This is a genomic window from Entomomonas sp. E2T0 (assembly GCF_025985425.1).
Taxonomy (GTDB): Bacteria; Pseudomonadota; Gammaproteobacteria; order Pseudomonadales; family Pseudomonadaceae; genus Entomomonas.
This window is the reverse complement of sequence record NZ_CP094972.1, coordinates 527,116-548,940: the sequence shown is the minus strand read 5'-3', so window position 1 is coordinate 548,940 and position 21,825 is coordinate 527,116. Positions and strand designations below refer to the sequence as shown.

16 protein-coding genes are annotated in these 21,825 nt (G+C 36.1%); 5 read left to right on the top strand and 11 right to left on the bottom strand.

Translation table 11 applies throughout. The features are described 5' to 3' along the window. Window positions 1–46: 46 nt before the first annotated feature. Window positions 47–835, bottom strand: a complete 789-nt coding sequence (locus MTZ49_RS02640; protein ID WP_264746858.1) for an MBL fold metallo-hydrolase — start codon at window positions 833–835, stop codon at window positions 47–49. A 363-nt stretch (window positions 836–1,198) separates the two neighbouring features. Here MTZ49_RS02640 and pcnB point away from each other — a divergent pair, with 363 nt between their 5' ends. Next, the gene (gene pcnB, locus MTZ49_RS02635) at window positions 1,199–2,572 is read left to right on the top strand and encodes a polynucleotide adenylyltransferase PcnB (protein WP_264746857.1); all 1,374 of its coding nucleotides are present in this window, start codon (window positions 1,199–1,201) and stop codon (window positions 2,570–2,572) included. Then, window positions 2,565–3,050 carry a 2-amino-4-hydroxy-6-hydroxymethyldihydropteridine diphosphokinase gene (folK, locus tag MTZ49_RS02630; protein WP_264746856.1) on the top strand — a complete coding sequence of 162 codons (486 nt, stop codon included), beginning with the start codon at window positions 2,565–2,567 and terminating at the stop codon, window positions 3,048–3,050. Before pcnB ends, folK begins: the two co-directional genes overlap by 8 nt. Here folK and MTZ49_RS02625 read toward each other — a convergent pair. Beyond that, window positions 3,047–3,487: a hypothetical protein gene (locus MTZ49_RS02625; protein WP_264746855.1), complete on the bottom strand. Its 441-nt coding sequence runs from the start codon at window positions 3,485–3,487 to the stop codon at window positions 3,047–3,049. The genes folK and MTZ49_RS02625 overlap by 4 nt on opposite strands. Window positions 3,488–3,491: 4 nt before the next feature. Next, complete coding sequence (gene proB, locus MTZ49_RS02620) at window positions 3,492–4,607, bottom strand: glutamate 5-kinase (protein WP_264746854.1); 1,116 nt, start codon at window positions 4,605–4,607, stop codon at window positions 3,492–3,494. A 300-nt stretch (window positions 4,608–4,907) separates the two neighbouring features. On the opposite strand from proB, the gene MTZ49_RS02615 reads away from it, so the two are divergent. After that, window positions 4,908–5,462, top strand: coding sequence for a chorismate--pyruvate lyase family protein (locus tag MTZ49_RS02615; protein WP_264746853.1), 555 nt, complete (start codon window positions 4,908–4,910; stop codon window positions 5,460–5,462). A gap of 20 nt (window positions 5,463–5,482) precedes the next feature. Here the strand turns inward: MTZ49_RS02615 and MTZ49_RS02610 are convergent, their stop codons facing one another. The 3 genes from MTZ49_RS02610 to MTZ49_RS02600 all read right to left on the bottom strand — a co-directional run bounded on the left by MTZ49_RS02610 (window position 5,483) and on the right by MTZ49_RS02600 (window position 13,857). Next, a complete protein-coding gene (locus tag MTZ49_RS02610; RefSeq protein ID WP_264746852.1) occupies window positions 5,483–6,904 on the bottom strand; it encodes an FAD-dependent oxidoreductase in 1,422 nt (473 codons plus the stop codon). A gap of 67 nt (window positions 6,905–6,971) precedes the next feature. Beyond that, the gene (gene gltB, locus MTZ49_RS02605; protein ID WP_264746851.1) at window positions 6,972–11,417 is read right to left on the bottom strand and encodes a glutamate synthase large subunit; all 4,446 of its coding nucleotides are present in this window, start codon (window positions 11,415–11,417) and stop codon (window positions 6,972–6,974) included. A 1,030-nt stretch (window positions 11,418–12,447) separates the two neighbouring features. Further along, complete coding sequence (locus tag MTZ49_RS02600; protein WP_264746850.1) at window positions 12,448–13,857, bottom strand: sulfatase-like hydrolase/transferase; 1,410 nt, start codon at window positions 13,855–13,857, stop codon at window positions 12,448–12,450. Between the two features lie 107 nt (window positions 13,858–13,964). Between MTZ49_RS02600 and MTZ49_RS02595 the strand changes: the two genes are divergently transcribed. Then, window positions 13,965–14,534: a DNA-3-methyladenine glycosylase I gene (locus MTZ49_RS02595; RefSeq protein ID WP_264746849.1), complete on the top strand. Its 570-nt coding sequence runs from the start codon at window positions 13,965–13,967 to the stop codon at window positions 14,532–14,534. A gap of 36 nt (window positions 14,535–14,570) precedes the next feature. On the opposite strand, the gene mscK is transcribed toward MTZ49_RS02595, so the two are convergent. From mscK to MTZ49_RS02575, 4 genes are all read right to left on the bottom strand, one after another. Further along, window positions 14,571–17,852, bottom strand: a complete 3,282-nt coding sequence (mscK, locus tag MTZ49_RS02590) for a mechanosensitive channel MscK (protein ID WP_264746848.1) — start codon at window positions 17,850–17,852, stop codon at window positions 14,571–14,573. A 63-nt stretch (window positions 17,853–17,915) separates the two neighbouring features. Continuing rightward, window positions 17,916–18,986 (bottom strand): alanine racemase, encoded by a 1,071-nt coding sequence (gene alr, locus MTZ49_RS02585; protein ID WP_264746847.1) that lies wholly within the window; start codon window positions 18,984–18,986, stop codon window positions 17,916–17,918. Between the two features lie 76 nt (window positions 18,987–19,062). Next, window positions 19,063–19,416: a RidA family protein gene (locus tag MTZ49_RS02580; protein WP_264746846.1), complete on the bottom strand. Its 354-nt coding sequence runs from the start codon at window positions 19,414–19,416 to the stop codon at window positions 19,063–19,065. 12 nt (window positions 19,417–19,428) lie between these two features. Next, the gene (locus MTZ49_RS02575) at window positions 19,429–20,685 is read right to left on the bottom strand and encodes a D-amino acid dehydrogenase (RefSeq protein ID WP_264746845.1); all 1,257 of its coding nucleotides are present in this window, start codon (window positions 20,683–20,685) and stop codon (window positions 19,429–19,431) included. 144 nt (window positions 20,686–20,829) lie between these two features. Between MTZ49_RS02575 and MTZ49_RS02570 the strand changes: the two genes are divergently transcribed. Next, entirely contained in the window at window positions 20,830–21,318 is a 489-nt protein-coding gene (locus MTZ49_RS02570) for an Lrp/AsnC ligand binding domain-containing protein (RefSeq protein ID WP_264746844.1), read from the top strand. 74 nt (window positions 21,319–21,392) lie between these two features. Here the strand turns inward: MTZ49_RS02570 and rpsT are convergent, their stop codons facing one another. Then, window positions 21,393–21,662, bottom strand: a complete 270-nt coding sequence (rpsT, locus tag MTZ49_RS02565; protein WP_201093174.1) for a 30S ribosomal protein S20 — start codon at window positions 21,660–21,662, stop codon at window positions 21,393–21,395. Window positions 21,663–21,825: the final 163 nt, after the last annotated feature.

Genomic DNA, 21,825 nt, shown 5'->3' with positions numbered 1-21,825 from the left:
AATAAAAAAGCTGCTTATTTAAGCAGCTTTTTTATATTGGGTTTAACTATATTTTTGGTAGAACATAGTTTTGTTGAGTGATTAAGTCCACACCACACTCTAAGTTTTCAAACCAATTGATAAACTTATTAACCATTTCTTTGCCTTTAAATGGACGGCCATGTTGTGGAACCATCATTTCAATATCTAAACCACGAACCATGTTTGCCCAATAGCGACCAATTTTGTTACTAATCATATAACGTTGGTGGAAGCCAAGCATGTTTGGTAAATGTTCTTCAAAGTTTGTAATAGGCTCTGCATCATCTACAATAGATGCGCCTAGGTCACCAGAGAATAAAATTTTACTCACAGGATCATAGATTTGGAAATTACCTTCAGAGTGTAAGAAATGCGCAGGAACAGCCATTAACTTACTATCGCCTAAAGGAATGGCACCGCCAGCATCAGGTAATTGGATAATACGCTCATAAGTATTAATGCCATGGCTATTTGAAAGATAGTTGGCCACTAAGTGAGGTAAGAAACGAGCCCATAATTTAGAGCAGATAACCCGAGCATTGGTATGTAATAACCATTTATCTAAAGATGCCACAATATCGGGGTCTTGGTGAGATGCAAAGATATAAGTCAAATCTTTAAGGGCTAAATGCTTAGCAATCTCTAATGTTAAAGTGGTATATGTTAAATCTCCACCTGGATCAAGAAGGATAGCTTGGTCACCGTCTAAAATCACAAACTGATTAGACTGTACACCACCACCTGTAACAAGGTTATCAAAACAGACACACTTATGGGTGCCATTATCAAATAAAGTAATCGGATCGCGTCGCATGAGATACCCTCTAAAAATGTCTCATTATTTAATCATTTACTCGAGTAGAGGTTATGACACAAGTCAAAAGCAGTACTAATCTACTAAATAAGTAGCCCAAGCTCTATACAATATCTTGCAAATGATTTTATTTGTATAGCTTAACTCAAATTAATATATATTTATACAGTGTATTGCTATAATTATCGATAGTTATTTGTTTAAATTGTGAAAAAAGTATGAAATTTAAATAACTAGTTGACTATAAGCAAACTTTTTTTAGATTATAACTTGTTATTTTCATAGTCTAATTTATATAAATGAGGTATTTAGTAGTTGTCTCTGTTATTCAAACTTATTCAAAATATAGTGTATTAATCTTTTATGTTGAAAAAAATATTCAAATCTGTAGATGGCTTGTTTAAGCGTTCTGATAAAGCATCAGGTGGTTCTCAACAATTACCATCCAAAAAGAAATATACATTGGAACAAGAGCACATTAGTAAAAATGCCTTAGAAACCATTAAAAAACTTCATAAAGAAGGTTATGAGGCTTATTTAGTAGGTGGTTGTATACGTGATTTGTTACTGAGTTTACGTCCGAAAGATTTTGATGTGGCAACTAATGCAACACCTGAACAGGTTAAGAAAATTTTTCGTAATTCCAGAGTAATTGGGCGTCGCTTTAAGTTAGTTCATGTTTTTTGGGGAAAAGAAACCATAGAGGTAGCAACTTTTAGAGGTCCTCACAGTAAAGATGATATTGCGACAGACGCTGCGCAACACAGTAGTGGCCGCATATTGCGTGATAATGTCTATGGAACAATTGAGCAAGATGCAACACGACGAGACTTTACGATTAATGCATTTTATTATGATATTGTAAAAAAACAAGTTTTAGATCATGTAAATGGTTTGGAAGATATTAATAGTAAAGTAATTCGTTTAATTGGAAATCCACAAAAACGTTATCAAGAAGATCCTGTAAGAATGTTACGGGCCATAAGATTTATGGTAAAGTTAGACTTTTCTATAGCTTCAGAAACTGAGCAACCACTTAATCAGTTATCTTATTTATTGGGGGATATTCCTGCTGCTAGGTTATTTGATGAGGTATTAAAGTTATTTTTATCAGGTAATGCAGTAAAAATATTCACACTGCTTTGCCAATATAATTTATTTAGTTATTTATTTCCCCTAACTGCTAAGGCTTTAGATAAATCACCACAAGCAGAAAAGTTTATTCGGCAGGCTTTGATTAATACAGATGATAGATTAAATAGTGGAAAAACAGTTAATCCAGCCTTTTTATATGCTAGTTTATTGTGGCCAGTATTATTAGAGCATTTAGAAAAACCAATTTCTGAAAATTTGCCTAACCTATTGGATTTACATGATTTAGCTAATGAGTTAATTGCTGAGCAAAGTAAATATACGACTATTCCTAAACGCTTTGGTATCCCTATACGTGAGATTTGGGAAGCACAAATTAGATTGACCAGAAGACAAGGTAAAAAAGCAGATGCCTTATTAGTACATCCTCGTTTTCGTGCAGGCTATGATTTTCTATTGTTGAGGGAGTCAGTAGGAGAGGATACAGCAGGTTTAGGCAAGTGGTGGACATGTTACCAACAAGCCGATGATCAGCAAAGACGAACAATGATTCGTCAAGTAAATGGAGATAAAAAGCCAAGTCGTAGAAAGCGTTATCACTATAAGTCTAAGGCAAAGAATAAAGCAGAGGGAAAAATTGACTAAACAACTTGTTTATATTGGTTTAGGTAGTAATTTACAAGATCCAGTTACCCAGTTGATTACAGCGTTAAATGCATTAGCTAATTTACCTGATATTAAGCTTGTTAGTCAGTCTTCATTGTATATAAGTGATTCATTATTAGAGGGGCAGCCTCAATATATTAATGCTGTTGCTTGTTTAGAAACGGTGTTAACGCCAGAAGCCTTATTAGATCAATTGCAACAAATTGAAAATGAGCATGGCAGAGAACGTAAAGAGCGATGGGGTGCTAGAACCTTAGATTTAGATATAATTCTTTATGGTAATCAAAAAATTAATACAGAACGTTTAATAATACCTCATCCCCAAATGGCTTTACGTTCCTTTGTGTTAATGCCTTTATTAGAAATAGCCCCTAATATTTGTTTGCCAGATGGCAGAGTAGTGGCTGACTTACTGGCTGATTGTCCTTCGCAAAACTTGAAGAGACTATCAAGTTAATCTTCATCCATATGACGATATTGACCTAGGTTTAATGTGTCAAACTCGTCAATAATATTATTAGAAATTACGCCTATAAGTTTTAGTGCTTGATTGATTACCCCGATTTCAGCGCATTGTGGAGGTAGGATAATATTTCCATTTGCAAAAGCTATTGCCGCTTGACTGCCCGTGCCACCAAAATAGTCCGTTGCAATATAAGCGATAGGGGCTTGTAAGGAATAATGAGATAGTATTTCAACTAATTTATCAGATAGGCCATTAATATCATATAGATCATAATTAGCAGAAAAAATAAAAGAATCTAAATCATCCTCACTCAACATGAGTAAAGAAAAACCTTGGCTTAATGAAATACGCTTCTTTAAAGAATAGTATCGCGCAAAGGCATTAATATTGTCAGATTTACTAATAATGCCTTGAATATGATGTCCCATTTTTCTAATTAATAATTAAGTTATCTTTATGAATAAGTTCTGGTTCATTGATAAAACCTAAAACCTTTGTTATTTCATCTGAGCTTAGACCAATGATTTTTTGTGCTTCGGAAGCATTGTAGTTAATGAGTCCTCTGGCGATTTCTATACCTTCTAAATTAATACAGGCAACCATCTCACCTCGTCTAAAATCACCTTCTATATTTTTTACGCCTACAGGTAGTAAACTTTTTTGGTATTGTGTGAGTGCGGTTACAGCACCGTTATCTAGAGTTATTTTGCCTTTAACCTGTAGTTGGCCTGCTAACCATTGTTTACGAGCAGCAATGGGTGATTGATCAGGTGTTAATAGTGTTCCTATACGTTCGCCTTGTTGTAATCTAGTAATTACTTGGGGGATTGTGCCGCCAATAATAATAGTGTTTGTGCCAGAACGAGCGGCAAAACGAGCTGCTCTTAGTTTAGTTTGCATACCACCACGACCTAAGTTTCCTGCACCGCCTGCTACTTCATCTAAACTAGGATCGTTGGCTTTCGCTTCATAGATTAACTGTGCATTTGGATTATTGCGGGGATCGGCATTAAACATACCATCGCGATCAGTGAGAATAACCAATAAATCTGCTTCTACTAGATTAGCTACTAACGCTGCTAAAGTATCGTTATCACCAAAACGAATTTCATCAGTGACTACTGTATCGTTTTCATTAATAACAGGAATAATAGCTAAATCGATTAAAGCTCTTAGCGTACTACGGGCATTTAAATAACGTTTACGGTCAGATAGGTCATCATGAGTTAATAGAATCTGTGCTGCTTGGCAGTTAAATTGATCAAAACAGTTCTCCCACGCTTGTACTAAAACCATTTGACCAATAGCTGCTGCTGCTTGCAGTTGATGCATTTCTTTAGGGCGGGTTTCCCAACCTAGTTTACTCATTCCTGCAGCTACAGCACCAGATGAAACTAAGATAAGTTCAATACCCTGGTTTCGTAGAGCAACCATTTGTTCAACCCAACCTTGCATAGCATGGGGATCTAGTCCTTTACCATTAGCAGTCAGTAAAGAACTACCTATTTTTATAACCCAGCGTTTGGTTTGGGAAACTATTTGCCGCATGATTATTAATATCCTAAAAATACAAATCCAGAATTTATCTATTTTATACCTTATAAGTAGAAATAATAAGATGGCTTGAGATAGGATGAAGAAATTAATTTTAATATAACTAAATAATTATTATAATTTTGAGGGGTAGTCTTATTAATAGTAGTTTGTGGTATCCATATCATCAGTTAGAAACTATTTATAAGACCAGTAATCTAAAAATCACTGAAGCACTCCTATCGTTGTTGGGTATGTATTGTAAAATACTCAATGTTATTGTCGTTTATTACCTGCTTCACAATAAAATTAATTATGAAAAATAATCTATTAGCTATTAAATGGCGTACCCAATCAAAATTATATGAGCAACTAACAGAGCAGGAAGCTGATTGGCTATTTAATGAAGATTCTCTTACTCAAAGGTTAACAACAGTTAGTCAACAACAATTTTCTATTGAAGTATTGCTAGAAGAATGGCAGATATTACGTCCAGATGAATACCAAAAGCTTGCAGCACCTATTGATAAAAAAGGTTGGGTAAGAGAGGTTTTTTTAAAGGGTGGTGGTGAACCTTGGGTTTATGCGCGTAGTGTTGCTTTACAAACTGATTTAAAAAATGATCAATACGATTTAACCAATATTGGTGAAAAATCATTAGGCTCTATATTATTTATTGATAAGACTTTTCAAAGAACCCCCCTTGAGGCAACGCGTTATCCTGTTGAGTTATTACCAACAACTCATCAGTTTCAAAATTTATGGGGAAGGTGGTCAAGTTTTATTAATGAAGAAGTCAATGTGATTGTACAAGAGATATTTTTGCCTGCTTTTTGGCAAAAATTAGAGATTAAAAAATCAGGGCAATAAAAAATTGCCCTTTTTTCAAATTAAACTTTTAAGTAGTTTAAAATACCTTCAGCTGCACCACGACCTTCTGCAATAGCAGTAACGACTAGATCGGAACCTCTGACCATATCACCGCCTGCAAATATTTTTGGGTTATTGGTTTGATACTGGTAGGGGCCACTTGCTGGCGCAACTACACGACCTTGGTTATCTAAATTGATTTTGTGCTCTTCAAACCAGGGTGCAGGACTTGGACGGAAACCAAAGGCAATAATAACTGCGTCAGCGGGTAAAATTTCTTCTGAGCCTGCAATAGGTACGGGTGAACGGCGACCTCTAGCATCAGGTTCCCCCAGTTCTGTTTCTACTACTTTAATACCTTCTACTTTGCCATTACCAACAATCTCTATAGGTTGACGGTTAAATAAAAATCTAACACCTTCCTCTTTAGCATTTTTAACTTCTTTGCGAGAGCCAGGCATATTTTCAGCATCACGGCGATAGGCACAAGTAACGGTTGTTGCACCTTGACGGATAGAGGTACGGGTACAGTCCATGGCCGTGTCGCCACCACCTAATACGACTACTTGTTTACCTTTCATGGAGATAAAATCATCAGCTGATTTTTCAAAGCCAAGATTATGATTTACATTAGCAATTAAAAAATCTAATGCATCGTAAACACCTGCTAAGTCTTCCCCAGGAAAGCCACCCTGCATATAGGTATAAGTGCCCATGCCCATAAATACAGCATCATAGTCATCGAGTAACTGTTGCATAGAAATATCTTTACCAATTTCGGTATTAAGACGGAACTCAATGCCCATTTCTGTAAAGATTTCACGACGACGGCTCATTACAGTTTTTTCTAATTTAAACTCTGGAATACCAAAAGTAAGTAGGCCACCGATTTCTGGATTGCGGTCAAACACAACAGGTGTAACACCATTGCGTACAAGCACATCTGCACAACCTAAGCCAGCAGGGCCAGCACCAATAATAGCTACTTTTTTACCTGTACTTTTTACGTGAGAAATATCAGGTCGCCAGCCCATAGCAAAAGCAGTATCGCTGATATATTTTTCTACTGAGCCAATAGTGACGGCACTAAAGCCAGTTTGATTGAGTGTACAAGCTCCCTCACAAAGACGGTCTTGCGGACATACGCGGCCACAGACTTCTGGTAAGCTATTAGTTTGATGAGAAAGCTCCGCAGCTTCAAAAATACGGCCTTCTGTGATTAACTTTAACCAGTTAGGAATGTAGTTGTGAACAGGACATTTCCATTCACAATAGGGGTTGCCACAGTCAAGACAACGTTCAGCTTGTTCTGTAGCTCGCTCTGGTTCAAAGATATTATAGATTTCAATAAATTCTCTTTTACGTTTACCTAAAGCTTTTCTTTTAGGTTCTTTACGTAACACGTCAAGAAACTGGAAGTCGTTATGTGTATGTTCAGTCATTTACAACCTCGTTACCGCTGGGCGGTAGTAATTACGGTGAGCAGTATTAACCATTCACTTTAGTCTATTATTGTGGATTCGCACGGGTGCTGCTTAATAGCATTTTTAAATTGGCTGCTTTAGGTTTTACTAACCAAAAACTACGGATGTAATCATCTAAGTTATCGGCTATCTCTTTACCCCAAGCACTGTCTGTTTCATCCACATACTCATCTAATACACTTTGTAAATGGTTGCGATAGGCTTCCATCGTTTCTTTGCTGATTCGTTGAATTTCAACAAGATCATGATTCACTAAATCCACAAAAGTACGGTCTAGATCTAATACATAGGCAAAGCCACCTGTCATACCTGAACCAAAGTTATAACCTGTTTTTCCTAATACACAGATAAAACCACCTGTCATATATTCACAGCAGTGATCGCCTGTTCCTTCAACAACAGCATGAGCACCAGAATTACGTACACCAAAGCGTTCACCTGCTGTACCTGCTATAAAGAGTTTTCCTCCTGTAGCACCATATAAACAAGTATTACCTACAATAGCTGACTCTTGGGTTTTTAGCGTACTATCTTTTGGTGGAGTAATCACAATCTTACCCCCTGTCATACCTTTACCCACATAGTCGTTAGCATCCCCTTCTAAATGCAGATGTAAACCGCCAGCATTCCACACCCCAAAACTTTGTCCAGCTGTACCTGTGAAGCGGAAGGTAATAGGATTTTGTGACATGCCTTGGTTGCCATGTAGTTTTGCAACCTCACCAGATACTCTGGCACCTATGGAGCGATCACAGTTACAAATGTTGAGTTCAAACTCGCCACCAGAGAGTGATTCAATGGCAGGCATCGCCATTTCTACCATGCGTTCTGCTAATAATCCTTTATCAAATGGCGGATTATTTGCTACTTCACAATACTGTGGTTTATCTTTAATTTGGCTATTGGCTAGTAAGGGTGATAGATCTAAGTTAGCTTGTTTATCTGTTTCACCTGATAAAACTTCTAATAAATCAGTGCGACCAATAATTTCTTCTAAACTAGCTACGCCTAACTTAGCCAACCATTCACGAGTATCTTCAGCAATAAATTGGAAGAAGTTGGTGACCATTTCAACTGTGCCAATAAAATGTTCTTTACGAAGACGATTATTTTGAGTGGCAACACCTGTAGCACAATTGTTAAGGTGGCAAATACGTAAGTATTTACAACCTAATGCGATCATTGGTGCGGTACCAAAGCCAAAGCTTTCAGCACCTAAAATAGCTGCTTTAATGACATCTAAACCTGTTTTTAAACCACCGTCAGTTTGTACTCTGACTTTGCCACGTAGATCATTACCACGTAATGTTTGGTGAGTTTCTGCTAAGCCTAATTCCCAAGGTGCCCCTGCATATTTGATAGAGCTAATAGGGGAGGCACCTGTACCACCATCATAACCAGAGATAGTGATTAAATCAGCGTAAGCTTTTGCTACACCTGCGGCAATAGTTCCTACGCCTGCTTCAGCCACTAATTTAACTGATACTAAGGCCTGTGGATTGACTTGTTTAAGGTCAAAGATTAGCTGTGCCAAATCCTCAATAGAATAAATATCATGATGAGGAGGAGGTGAAATTAACGTTACGCCAGGAACGGCATAACGTAAACGAGCAATTAAGCCATTAACTTTACCACCAGGTAACTGTCCACCTTCACCAGGTTTAGCACCTTGGGCAATTTTAATCTGTAAAACTTCAGCATTAACTAAATATTCTGGTGTAACACCAAAACGACCTGTGGCAACTTGCTTGATTTTAGACATTCTAATGGTGCCATAGCGAGCAGGGTCCTCTCCACCTTCACCTGAGTTAGAACGTGCACCTAGACGATTCATAGCTTCAGCTAAGGCTTCATGTGCTTCTGGTGATAATGCACCCAATGAAATGCCCGCAGAATCAAAACGTTTTAGAATGGCGCCAATAGGTTCAACCTTATCTAATGGTAAAGGTGTATTAACTGCTTTAACCTTAAATAAGTCACGAATCATAGAAACTGGGCGAGTGTCTACTGCTTGCGCATACTCTTTGAATTTTGCATAGTTATTTGTTTGTACAGCTTCTTGTAAGAGTTGTACTACATCAGGATTGTAAGCGTGGTATTCACCATTGTAGATAAATTTCAGTAAACCACCTTTTTGGATAGTTTTACGACTATCCCATGCTTCGCTAGCTAGTAGTTTTTGTTCAGCTTCTAAATCAATAAAACGAGCACCTTCAATACGGCTTGGTACACCACGAAAACAAAGGTTAGTTATTTCAGAAGATAAACCTACTGCCTCAAAAAGCTGTGCTCCACGGTAAGAGGAAATAGTAGATATACCCATTTTAGAAAGAATTTTCTTAAGGCCTTTAGAGATGCCTTTACGATAATATTTAAATATCTCGTATATATCCCCTACTACTTCGCCTGTTCTTGCTAGATCTGCTAATACTTCATAAGCTAGGTAAGGATAAACTACACTAGCACCAAAGCCTATGAGTACAGCAAATTGATGAGGATCACGGGCTGTTGCTGTTTCTACCAGAATATTACATTCACAACGTAAGCCTGTAGCTATCATATGATGTTGTACAGCCCCTACTGCTAATGCAGCATGAATAGGTAGTTTGTTAGCAGCAATGTTACGGTCAGAAAGAATTAGCTGGCTTTTACCATTTCTAACGGCTTGTTCTGCCTGTTCTACCACTTTTTTGATGGCCGCTTCTAAACCAATAGCAGGGTCATAGTTAAGATCAATGATCTCTTTAGCAAATCCCTCACGTTGCATATTAAGGATAGTTTGCCATTTTGCAGGAGAAATAATAGGGCTGGTTAAAATAGCCCGATTGGCATGTTCTGGTGCTTCTTCATAGATATTATACTCAGGGCCTAAACAGGTTTCTAATGACATTACGATTTCTTCACGTAAAGGGTCAATAGGGGGATTAGTCACCTGTGCAAACTGCTGGCGAAAATAATCGTATACTGAACGAACACGCTGAGATAAGACAGCCATTGGTGTATCGTCACCCATTGAGCCTACCGCCTCTTGGCCTTGTTCTGCTAGTGGGCGCAATACTTGGTCACGTTCCTCAAAAGTTACTTGGAACATTTTCATGTATTGTGCTAGCTGTTCTCCTGAATAGCTAGCATCACCTTGTTGGCTCTCATTCAATGTTGCTTGAATGCGTAAAGCATTTTGTTTTAGCCACTGTTTGTAAGGGTGTCTAACTTTTAAGCGGTTATCAATTTGTTCGGTGTTGAGCATTTCACCTGTATGAGTATCAACGGCTAAAATCTGTCCTGGACTTACACGGCCTTTAGCTAATACATCTTTTTGATCATAATCCCATACACCTACTTCAGAGGCTAAAGTGATATAACCATTTTTAGTAGTTACCCAACGGGCAGGACGTAGACCATTTCTATCTAGTAGACAAACGGCATGACGACCATCAGTTAATACTACACCTGCTGGGCCATCCCAAGGCTCCATATGAATAGAGTTAAATTCATAGAAACTACGTAAGTCAGCATCAATGGTTTCCACATTCTGCCATGCTGGTGGAATCATCATTCTTAAACCACGGAATAAATCCATACCGCCTGTGACTAAGAGTTCTAGCATATTATCCATGCTGGCAGAGTCTGAGCCTGAACAGTCAATTAGTGGTTCTAATTCTTGTAAATTAGGTAATAAAGGGTTAGCAAACTTTTTACGACGAGAAAGAGCCCAATTACGATTTCCCGTAATGGTGTTAATTTCACCATTATGGGCAAGAAAACGAAAAGGTTGTGCTAAACGCCATCTTGGCATTGTGTTAGTGGAAAAGCGTTGGTGGAATACACAAATAGCCGTAGCCATACGCTCATCGCCTAAATCAGGGTAAAATTGCTCAAGATCAGCAGGCATCATTAAACCTTTGTAGATGATGTTTTTGCCCGATAGGCTACATACATAAAAATCACTATCATCTTTTAAAGCTATTTCAGCTCGTCGGCGCACAAAGAATAGTTTAATGGCAAAAGCCTGATCAGAGAGCCCATCTCCTGTCACAAAAACTTGTTCAATACGAGGCATTCTTTCTAATGCTAATGGACCTAGTACTGAAGAGTCTGTAGGAACTTCACGCCAACCAATAAGTTTTAAACCATTAGCTGTAATTTGTTGGTTAAGTTGTTCTTTGGCAGTATTAGCTTTTTCTTCATCAGGACTTAAAAATACCATGCCTACAGCATATTGTTCGGGTAAGTCTGCTTGAAATTGTTCTTTTGCGATTATGCGGAAGAAAGAATCAGGTTTTTGAAGTAATAGACCACAGCCATCGCCTGTTTTTCCGTCAGCATTAATGCCACCACGATGGGTCATGCAAGTAAGTGCTTGAATGGCAGTTTTTAAAAGATGGTGACTAGCCGTACCTTGCATATGTGCAATCAAGCCGAAGCCACAGTTATCTTTAAACTGGTCTGGATAATATAAACCTGTATTCATAGTAATTCCCATCAGGTAGTTCAATCGTTAATGCTTAATAGCTAGATATTTTTATAATGTATTTTATTCAAAACTTATCTTTAAGGTTTTTGAATAAAGGGCGTGTATTATATGTTTATTTTTACAATATGCAAATAGTGTATATGATATACGTATTTTGCATAATATCGATTTTACTTATTGTATAGCTAAATAATTAGGTTGTTAGACAAAAGAATAATTCTAAAGGCTGACTATTTTTTACCATAATTAAAAAATTAAAGGAGTTTTCTTTTTATTAATAAGAAAAAGTTATATATGGATGTGGTTTAAGCACAGTATAAATGCTGCGCGATAATGTATATAAGGCTTTGTAATAAAAAGGAATGCTGTTATTAATGGATTGTATTAGTATTATAGAATATATTAATCACATATAAAAAAAACTTATGTTAATATGCTAAAAGAATATAAGTAATTTTGTTATATAATGTTGTTTCTATATTTAAGTTATTGTTCTGAATTCTTAAAGATTTAAGAAGAAGGTATTGCTTGTTTTAATTAGCAATGTAAATAAAATACATTTTTGAAGTTAATGATTTTTTAACACTCGTTTTGTATTTGACGTTTATTAATTTTTAGTATGTTTTTAATAACTAAGGAAGGGGAAGGAATCTCCAGTAGTAGAGGTGTAGGTTAGTAAATGGATAGGTTGAGTTACTAATATTCTTTATATATGGTTTAGCACTTTGTGTTGTGTGTTTGATTTTTATTTTTTATAGATTTTAAGAAGTAAAGTTAGAGCTATATTCATATTACATATCTATATTTAAATTATTTTTAGCGGATAAGGATTTAGTTGCTATAGAAACGCTTTGTTAAAAAATTAAGGTTTAGCAGTCCTTTTTAATTTTTATTCAAAATCAAAATAAAATTTTAGGAAATGATATTCAGAGAGATTAATAATCACCTAATGAATTAGGTTGCCATTTGGGCATAAACGATTATTTTTGCCATTAAATCGTTTATGCCTTTTTTTATTTATCAAATATTATTGTGAAATTTTATCTTTTATTTTGAAATGTACCCAACCAACTTTGCCATCTTGCATCTCTTTAGTTTTAAATAGTGCTATTTCACTAGCTTTAAACAATGGTGGTGGATGATCTCCTACAATAATAACTTCGACACCTTGCATTTCTGGTGAGGTAATAAACTCTGCAATATAATCAAAAAATTGTGCTTGTAACTTAAGGTTGCGACAAGCGTCTCCTGTTGCTGATACGTTATAAATGGCACAATTAAACCGCTCATTATGAATATCATGTTGATAATAGGCATAGTGTGCAGTTAATGTTAACCAATAATTAAAGAGTTTTTTATCTTGAGCAAAGGATTGTTTAAGAAAGGGTAAAATATCCCAATCACAGATACCATCAAAGGGTATGCAGTTAACTGGTTTGTTTAACTCTTCTTGAAAAGTATGGGTTTTAAATCCCGCTTTAGGATACCATTTTTTTCTACCATAAATAGTACTACTACCGCCATGAATTGCCTGTGTTTCATAACCCAGTTTATTTAGTATATGAGGCATACAATTTTGGAAGCCAGTTTTTATCTGGTAAAGATCCACTGTAGAGGGATAGAGTTGACAGAGTTCTCGTAGTTCTCCTTCAACAGTAAAACCACGGAATAAAAAATTACCTTGATTTAAATAATCGAAAGAATTAGTTTTGGCTTTTAGATTTTTTAAAATATCTTCCTGAATAGTTTGATTTAAGGGTTGTCCCCATGATTCGACGACAATTAAAAGAATTTTTTTATTTAAAGGTTGGTGTTGTTGAATGGCATTTGTCCATGGTGTGGTAGCATGGTAATAGGGGCTTGGTTCTAATAAATCACCACCTAATAAATTTGAAAAGCTTGCTTCTTGGTTTTTTATAAAATAAATCGTATTACTGCTGGCAAATGGTGTGTGATAGATATCCATTTGCTGTCCATTGCTTTGCTCTATAAAGTAAGAAGTGGTAGTACCTAAAACGAGTATTAATGTAACTGTTAATAGGTTATTACTAGTTATCTTCTTAGTGAATTGCCATAAGATAGCAGACTCTATAGCAATAATAGCAACAACTACTGTTGCATAAACAAGAAAGATTTTAGGACCTGAAAAAATAAAACTAATTAAATAAAGGCTGTCTCTAAAATGAAAGCCAGGATAGTGTTGTAATACAATCAGTAAGATATCAATCAGAAAAATAAATATAAATAATATAATACCTGTTGCTCTTATTACTCGGTTATGAAAAATAAGACAGATAAAAGGGAGTAAATAATCAATATTAAAAATTGATCGATTATCGCCAGTCCAATAAGTTGCAAGAACAAAAATAAAATTAGGCAATATTAATAATAGACAGGCTGTATAAATAAGCGACTTTATGTTTAACTGATTATTCATTGTAAAATGGCTAGTAATAAAAAAGATAAAGTATAAAGTAACTGTAAAAAAATATCTTTAGTGAGCTATTTTTAATAAGGTTTATTGCGTGTTAAAGGGGTATTTTAATGAGTAAACAGCGTTGCTATTGGTGTGGTACTGATGCTGAATATATAGCCTACCATGATAAGGAGTGGGGAATACCTTGTTATGATGAGAAACACTTATTTGAAATGTTGCTATTAGAAGGATTTCAAGCAGGACTTTCATGGATAACAGTATTAAAGAAACGAGAACGTTATAGACAGGTATTATTTAATTTTGATCCACATAAAATAGCGGCAATGTCTGATGATTATATTGAGCAGTTATTACAAGATAAAGGTATTATCCGTAATCGATTAAAGGTCAATGCCGCTCGTAAAAATGCGATTGCTTGGTTAAAGCTTGAAGAACCAGTGCAATTTATTTGGTCGTTTGTTGGTGGAAAACCAAAAATAAACCATTTTAAAAAAATGGAAGAAATACCTGCTACCACTACAGAGTCAGATGCTATGAGTAAGGCATTAAAGAAAGCAGGTTTTACTTTTGTAGGTTCAACTATTTGTTATGCTTATATGCAAGCTACAGGTATGGTGATGGATCATATTACAGATTGCTTTAGTTATAAGAAAATAATAGACAAATTGAATAAGTAACTTGGTAGTTAACACTACCAAGTTGTTATGATTTCTCTATAGTTTCTTTTTTTGTTGAGGTTCTGTTAGTGTTAACTCTTTACCTTCACTATTTTTGAGTGTTACATCAACTTGATGATAAGGAATATCAATATTTTCTGCTCTAAATAGGGTGAGTATTTGACGATTAATTTCATCAGTGGCTGCACCACGATCTGCTATTTCATTAACTAACATGGTTAATTCAAGGTCTAGAGTGTCGGCACCAAAGTTTACAAAAGAAACAGAGGGGCCTGGGTCTTGAATTACGCGAGAGTTATTTTGAGCAATTTGTAATAGTAGTTCTTTAACCCTATCTATATCTGAGTCATAACCAACCCCAATTTTAAGGGTAATACGGGTAATGGTATCGGTAAGTGTCCAGTTAATAAGTTGACCTGTTGCAAAGGTGGTATTAGGAATAATAACCTCTTTACGGTCACCATCTGTTACGCGGGTAGCACGGATTTGAATACGATTTACTGTACCCGTAACACCTCCTACTGTGATTCTATCGCCAATCCGAACAGGGCGTTCAAAAAGTAGAATAATACCTGATACAAAGTTTTTAAAGATTTCTTGTAATCCAAAACCTAACCCTACTGAAAGTGCAGCAACTAACCATTGTAATTTATTCCAACTAACACCTAATAGGCCCAATGTTAGAGAGAAGCCAACAGCGATGATGATATAAGTCAGTAAGGTAGTAGTGGCATAAGAAATACCCCGTTCTAGATTGAGACGAGATAATACAGTGACTTCAAGTAAACCAGGGAGGTTACGGGTTAATACGACGCTTACGATTGCTATAACAATAGCCATAATAAATGCTTTTAGTGTTAAAGGAACTAAAGTCGCGCCATCTGCCCCGATATACTGATATAGTGTAATAGTGTCTAAGTAAGAGAATACTGCCAAAACATCTGACCATATCCAGTATAGTGTAAAACCAAAAGCAACAAATAAACCTAAGCGGATGAGGCGTAATGATTGTTGGTTAATTTCTTGAATATCTAATACAGGCTCTTCAATTATTTCTTCTTCACCTTCTTTGGTTTCTGCTTTATTTTTTCGTTTCTCTAATGCACGTTGGAAAGCTATACGACGGGCAGCTACGCTTAGTCCACGAACTAATACTGCCTCAGATACTACCCATATTAATAATGCGTAGAGGGTATCTATTAGACGGTCAGTTAATCGTAGAGCGGTATAGTAATAACCTGCAATAGTTGCAATCATAAGAATGATAGGTAGTGAAACAATAGCAATAGCCATAATCCAGCGGATAGTATTAAAGTAACATCTGGCTTTTTTTGAAAAAACAGTACGAGCAATTATCAAGGCCATTAAAAGGTAACAAATAACAACGATAATAATACCTAAAACATCATTGGCTAAATTGCCTAACTGTTGACTAGCAATGGTAACGACAGACATTAAAACGAGTGATAAAGCACCTATTTGAACGATCTGTTTGCGCATTGTGGCTACTTGTCGTTCACTCCAATTGAAGTGAGTCATTGCTACATTATTAGGTGATAATAGTCGATATGTTGTATAGAAAAACATCCAACCTAATGCTAATTCTAATAATGTCTTGCCATAGGCAATATTCATTCCTTGCCCGTCTAATAATAGTGCAATTCCTCCTAAAGCAAGCACTAAAGCCACAGGAAGGGCAAGTAAAATATTAAATAGGATAACTAATGGGGTATGGAGTTGTGAGTCATGCCTTACATTGCCTACTTCTTTGTTAAGCGATTCTATTCTGGCTGATAAATAACAGCGTTTCCAAAGTAGTAATATAATAAAGAAGACAACAGGAGCAAATATCCAAGGTCTATCAATCAGCCCTCGCCCTAAGTCTGTTAGCGTTTGCTGCCAAGAAATAGAGCTAAGTTCTTCTTTTAAACGACTTGGTACTTGTTTTAGCCAGTTCCATCCTAACGTTGAATTACTGGGTAGCCAGAACATTTTTTCATCTATATCATCAGAAATCTGTGATACTTTTTTTTGTAGTTGTTGTTTAGTTAACTGTAGATTAATGGCCTCAGTAGTTAAGCTATTTAAAGAATATTGTAATTGGCTAAATAATTGCTGGCGAGTTCTAGCGAGTTCAAGTAGCTTTTGCCGTAAATCATCATTAACATCTGTATTATTAGCGAGTAATCTATTTACATAGTTACTTGGACTAATAAATTGTTCTTGTTGTTCGTTAAGTTGGAACTGGTATATGCGTAAGTTGGCTATTTCATTAGCTAGATTATCCTCTATTGGCGTTGGTAATACCTGCTTTTGTTGATATAAAATTCTAGAGAGAGCAATACTATTTTTTAATGCAAGGCTTTGTTCTTTTAATGTTTCTTCAATTTTTTGTGTTTTATTTAATTGTTGTTTGGTTGTTTGATTGAGTTGACTGATTTCATTTAAGCGATTATTACTTTTTAAAAGGTATTCAGAAAGTTTAAGGTTGGTTTCGCTTTCTTGACTTAATAATGTGTCTGTTTGGTTGCCTTGATGTTGTGCTAAATCTTGCACAGTTTTTTCTGTTGCAGCTTGTCTACGAGCATTAATAATATTTTGTAGTTGTAGGTTTTCTTGCTCCAATCTATTAATTCGTTCAGTAAGCAAGTTGCGTGAACTAGTTGAGTAATCTTGTAATACGCTGCTACCAGCAAGTTCTTGGTTTATTAAATTAATCTGTGCATTAATAGCGGCTTGTTCTGCTTGAAGCTTAAGCTTAACAGCATCTGTTTGGGTAATTTTTAGTTGATCTGCTATTTCTTGCAGACGGGCTTGTAAAGTACTAATTTGTGACTGTGTTTGTTCTGGACGTGTTTGTAGTTGTTGAATAGTATTATTGGCATTAGTTAATTCTATTTGCCAATTAGTAATTTGTGTATTGTTATCACTCTGACGCTGCTGTAATTCAGCATCACTCATCTTGGGTTCTATATCACGAATGGTTTTAGCAGGATTGGCCGTAAGTTCTTCTAGTTGTTGACGATAAGTATTGGACTTAGCAGGAGCATCGGCAAGTTGATTTTTTAGGCTGGCAATTTTAGATTCAGATTCGTCACGATTTTTTGCAAATTGTAAGGCTTGTTCAAGGTTTGATTTGGCTACAGTTGCTTCATTTTCAGGTAATTTTTTGGCTGGTAAGTCATCAATTGCTTGTTGAATAGTTGTGGTAGATACAGCATTGGTTGCCTCATTAGCGTTAGTTGCAGCAGGAGCTGCAAAACTTGGTAGTGTAAAGCTAAGTAATAAAAGTAAAAAAATGTACCACGTCTGCTTCATCTTTAGCGAGCCCTTTGCCTGTAAAAAATCCTTTTTTATTATGCACAGTTGTTGCTATTTGGGCTAGTAGGTAAATAGTCTAGGCACCCGTTTAACGTTGCAAAACAATTGATAGGAAATTGTATCAGCAAGTTTTGCTATATCACTGGCTAAAATATTTTTCCCCCATAACTCCACTTGACTGCCAACACCTGCATTAGGATGATCTGTTAAATCGATTGTCAGCATATCCATAGAAACTCGACCAATTAGTCTAGTTTTTTTTCCTTCTAGTAGTACAGGAGTATCGTTAGGTGCATGGCGGGGGTAACCATCAGCATAACCCATTGCTACTATACCTATGCGCATGGGCTTGTTAGTAATAAAACGACCACCATAACCTATTGGTTCTCCCATAGGTAGCTCTCGTGTAGCAATAATTTTTGATTGTAAGGTCATCACAGGCGTTAATTGATCTGCTGGTGATTGTGGTTGATTGAAAGGTGAAGAACCGTAGAGCATAATCCCAGGGCGTACCCAATCAGTAGCCAGTTCAGGATAGGCTAATAAGGTTGGCGAATTACATAGGCAGGTTTCTGCATTTAATGTTTTGGAGATTTGTTGAAATGTTGTTAGTTGTTGTTTCGTATAATCAGTGTCTAGCTCATCAGAGCGAGCAAAATGAGTCATTAAGGTGATCTTAGCTACTTTATTTGTTGTCAAAAGTTTTTGGTAAGCAGCCTTATAGTGTTCTGGAAAGAAACCTACTCGATGCATGCCTGAATCCATTTTAAGAAATATATTTAATGGTTTGCTTAAAGATGCTTTTTCAATAGCAGCAATTTGCCAGTGGGAGTGAATAACTACCCATAAATCAAATTTATCTATTAATGCTAATTCACTTTCTTCAAAGAAACCTTCTAATAATAGAATAGGATTCAGAATACCTGCTTCTCTTAATTCCAAAGCTTCTTCTATACAAGCTACAGCAAAAGCATTAGCCTCTTTTTCTAATGCTTTTGCACATTGCACAGCTCCGTGACCATAAGCATCTGCTTTAATAACAGCAATGGCTTTAGAGCCAGAAATAGAGCGAGCTAATTGGTAGTTATAGCAAAGGGCTTTAAGATCAATAATAGCTTGAGCAGGACGCATGATTAGTTCTCAATTATATTTAATAAGAGGATCAATAAAGGTTATTAGCTATCACAAAGTGATAGCTCACTATACATTAAGGTAATGTGGCGACTATACTAATTTCAATTAATAGCTCAGGTTCACACATTTTTGCTTCAACAGTGGCTCTTGCTGGAGTAACACCTTCAGGTAGCCATGTATCCCAAACACGATTCATATTTTCAAAGTCTTTTTCAATATCTTTTAAATAAATAGTGGCTGAAAGAATTCGTGTTTTGTCGGTGCCTGCTTCACCTAACAATTTTTCAATAGCGGCTAAGGTTTCTTTAGTTTGTTTTTCAATATCACCTTGTACATCTTCACAAACTTGGCCTGAAAGATAAGCTAGACCATTATGAATAACTACTTGGCTCATGCGTTTATTAGCATGTAGACGTTTAATTGACATAATAACTCCTAATTATTTTTTATAGCGTGAAATATCAAAACCTTCGGTGCTAATTTCGGGCTTCTGGCCTGCTAATATATCACTTAAGTAGCGACCAGAACCAGCAGCCATTGTCCAACCTAAGGTTCCATGTCCTGTGTTTAGATAAAGATTTTTGATAAGAGTTTCACCAATAATTGGAGTTCCATCTGGAGTAGCTGGTCTCAAACCGGTCCAAAACTCGGCTTTAGTAATATCTCCACCTTGTGGGTAGAGGTCTTGAGTAACCATTTTTAAGGTTTCTCGTCGTCTAGGATTGAGGGATAAATCAAAACCAGATATTTCAGCCATACCACCTACACGAATTCGATTATCAAAACGGGTGATGGCTACTTTGTAAGTTTCATCCAAAATAGTAGAAACAGGCGACATTTCAGCATTGGTAATAGGTATTGTTAGTGAATAGCCTTTTAATGGATAAATGGGTACATAAATTCCTACAGAAGCTAAAAACTTTGGTGTATAGCTACCTAAACATAAGACATAACGATCTGCTTGAACAAGTTCACCATCAATCCATACTCCATTAATAATATTATTGCTAATATGCAGTCGATCAATAATGCTATTAAATTTAAATTCAACACCTAGGTCTTTTGCCATATTAGCAATACGTGTGGTAAATAAATAACAATCACCTGTTTCATCATAGGGTAACCGTAAGGCCCCCGTGAGTTTGTCAACTACTGGAGCTAGTGCAGGTTCTACCTGCACAATACCTGCTCGGTCTAATACTTCATAAGGTACACCGGACTCTTTTAACACTTTGATGTCTTTGGCTGAGGCATCTAATTGTTGTTGAGTGCGAAAGAGCTGGGTAGTACCTAATGTTCTTTCTTCATAGGTTAGACCTGTCTCATTACGTAACTGATCTAAGCAATCACGGCTATATTCAGAAAGGCGCACCATTCGCTCTTTGTTAATTGCATAGCGACTTGCTGTACAGTTACGTAGCATCTGCATCATCCAACGGTACTGTAGTGAATCAGTTGTAGCATGAATTGCTAATGGTGCGTGTCTTTGAGGCAGCCATTTTAGTGCTTTGAAAGGTATTCCTGGGGCAGCCCATGGAGAGGCATACCCTGGAGAGATTTGTCCAGCATTACCATAGCTTGTTTCTAAAGCTGGGCCTGATTGACGATCTACTACAGTAACTTGCATTCCTTTTTTGGCAAGATAATAGGCGAGTGTTGTACCAGTAACTCCGCTACCCAATATAAGTACCCGCATAAACTACCTCTTAATATCAATAGTTATTTTTATAAACAAGATTAATAACTAGTATATAGTGAATTATCTAGTTTATTTTTCTGTTTGATTAATAATATTTAGCGTTTATTATGGTATTTATTAATATAAATAGTGGATATTGTGATGAGAACACAAAAAGAGAGTCGGCGAGATTTGGATAAAATTGATCGACATATCTTAAAGATATTGCAACAAGAAGGGCGTATCCCTTTTACAGAACTTGGGGAAAGAGTAGGGTTATCTACAACACCCTGTACAGAAAGAGTGAGAAGATTAGAAAGGGAAAAAGTAATACTAGGTTACCATGCTCAACTTAATCCAAAACATTTAAAATCTAATCTTTTGGTTTTTGTGGAAATTAACCTTTCTTACAAGTCAGGTGATATTTTTGAAGAGTTTAGAAAAGCTGTTATCAAATTACCTCAAGTGCAGGAGTGTCATTTGGTATCAGGAGATTTTGACTATTTACTAAAAGCACGTATTTCGGAAATGGCCTCTTATCGTAAGTTGTTAGGAGATATTTTATTAAAATTACCTCATGTCAGGGAATCTAAAAGCTATATTGTAATGGAGGAGCTTAAGGAAACATTAAGTTTACCTATTATGGAGTAATACACTTAAATAATATTTTTAAAAACAACAAAACCGACAATTAAGTCGGTTTTGTTTTAAATCTTTTTTAAAGATTAAGCAGCGCTTAATGCTTTTAAGTGCGCGTTTAAACGGCTCTTATGACGCGCAGCTTTATTCTTACTGATAATACCTTTGTCAGCAATACGATCAATAACAGGAACTGCTTTTTCATAAGCGGCTTTAGATTTCTCTAAATCTTTAGTTTCTAAAGCTTTAACTACGTTCTTGATATAAGTACGAACCATAGAGCGCAAGCTGGCATTGTGAGCGCGTTGCTTTTCAGCTTGTCTTGCGCGTTTTTTTGCGGAAGGGGTATTTGCCACCTTTCAACTCCTCGAAAAAACTTGATTAATAAAATTAAGGGCGGCAATATTGCCTCTTTTATAGGGTAATGTCAAGCATTTTGTCCTGACTATTATAAATGCTTAAAGCATGGGTTAATATAACCCAAGTTAGCGATTAAATAAAGTTTGCTGTGTGTAAAGA

Excerpts from the sequence above, each read along its gene's own strand:
- MTZ49_RS02640 (WP_264746858.1), bottom strand. The coding sequence starts at position 835 with ATGCGACGCGATCCGATTACTTTATTTGATAATGGCACCCATAAGTGT.
- pcnB (WP_264746857.1), top strand. The coding sequence starts at position 1,199 with ATGTTGAAAAAAATATTCAAATCTGTAGATGGCTTGTTTAAGCGTTCT.
- MTZ49_RS02625 (WP_264746855.1), bottom strand. The coding sequence starts at position 3,487 with ATGGGACATCATATTCAAGGCATTATTAGTAAATCTGACAATATTAAT.
- proB (WP_264746854.1), bottom strand. The coding sequence starts at position 4,607 with ATGCGGCAAATAGTTTCCCAAACCAAACGCTGGGTTATAAAAATAGGT.
- MTZ49_RS02615 (WP_264746853.1), top strand. The coding sequence starts at position 4,908 with ATGAAAAATAATCTATTAGCTATTAAATGGCGTACCCAATCAAAATTA.
- MTZ49_RS02610 (WP_264746852.1), bottom strand. The coding sequence starts at position 6,904 with ATGACTGAACATACACATAACGACTTCCAGTTTCTTGACGTGTTACGT.
- gltB (WP_264746851.1), bottom strand. The coding sequence starts at position 11,417 with ATGAATACAGGTTTATATTATCCAGACCAGTTTAAAGATAACTGTGGC.
- MTZ49_RS02600 (WP_264746850.1), bottom strand. The coding sequence starts at position 13,857 with ATGAATAATCAGTTAAACATAAAGTCGCTTATTTATACAGCCTGTCTA.
- MTZ49_RS02595 (WP_264746849.1), top strand. The coding sequence starts at position 13,965 with ATGAGTAAACAGCGTTGCTATTGGTGTGGTACTGATGCTGAATATATA.
- mscK (WP_264746848.1), bottom strand. The coding sequence starts at position 17,852 with ATGAAGCAGACGTGGTACATTTTTTTACTTTTATTACTTAGCTTTACA.
- alr (WP_264746847.1), bottom strand. The coding sequence starts at position 18,986 with ATGCGTCCTGCTCAAGCTATTATTGATCTTAAAGCCCTTTGCTATAAC.
- MTZ49_RS02580 (WP_264746846.1), bottom strand. The coding sequence starts at position 19,416 with ATGTCAATTAAACGTCTACATGCTAATAAACGCATGAGCCAAGTAGTT.
- MTZ49_RS02575 (WP_264746845.1), bottom strand. The coding sequence starts at position 20,685 with ATGCGGGTACTTATATTGGGTAGCGGAGTTACTGGTACAACACTCGCC.
- MTZ49_RS02570 (WP_264746844.1), top strand. The coding sequence starts at position 20,830 with ATGAGAACACAAAAAGAGAGTCGGCGAGATTTGGATAAAATTGATCGA.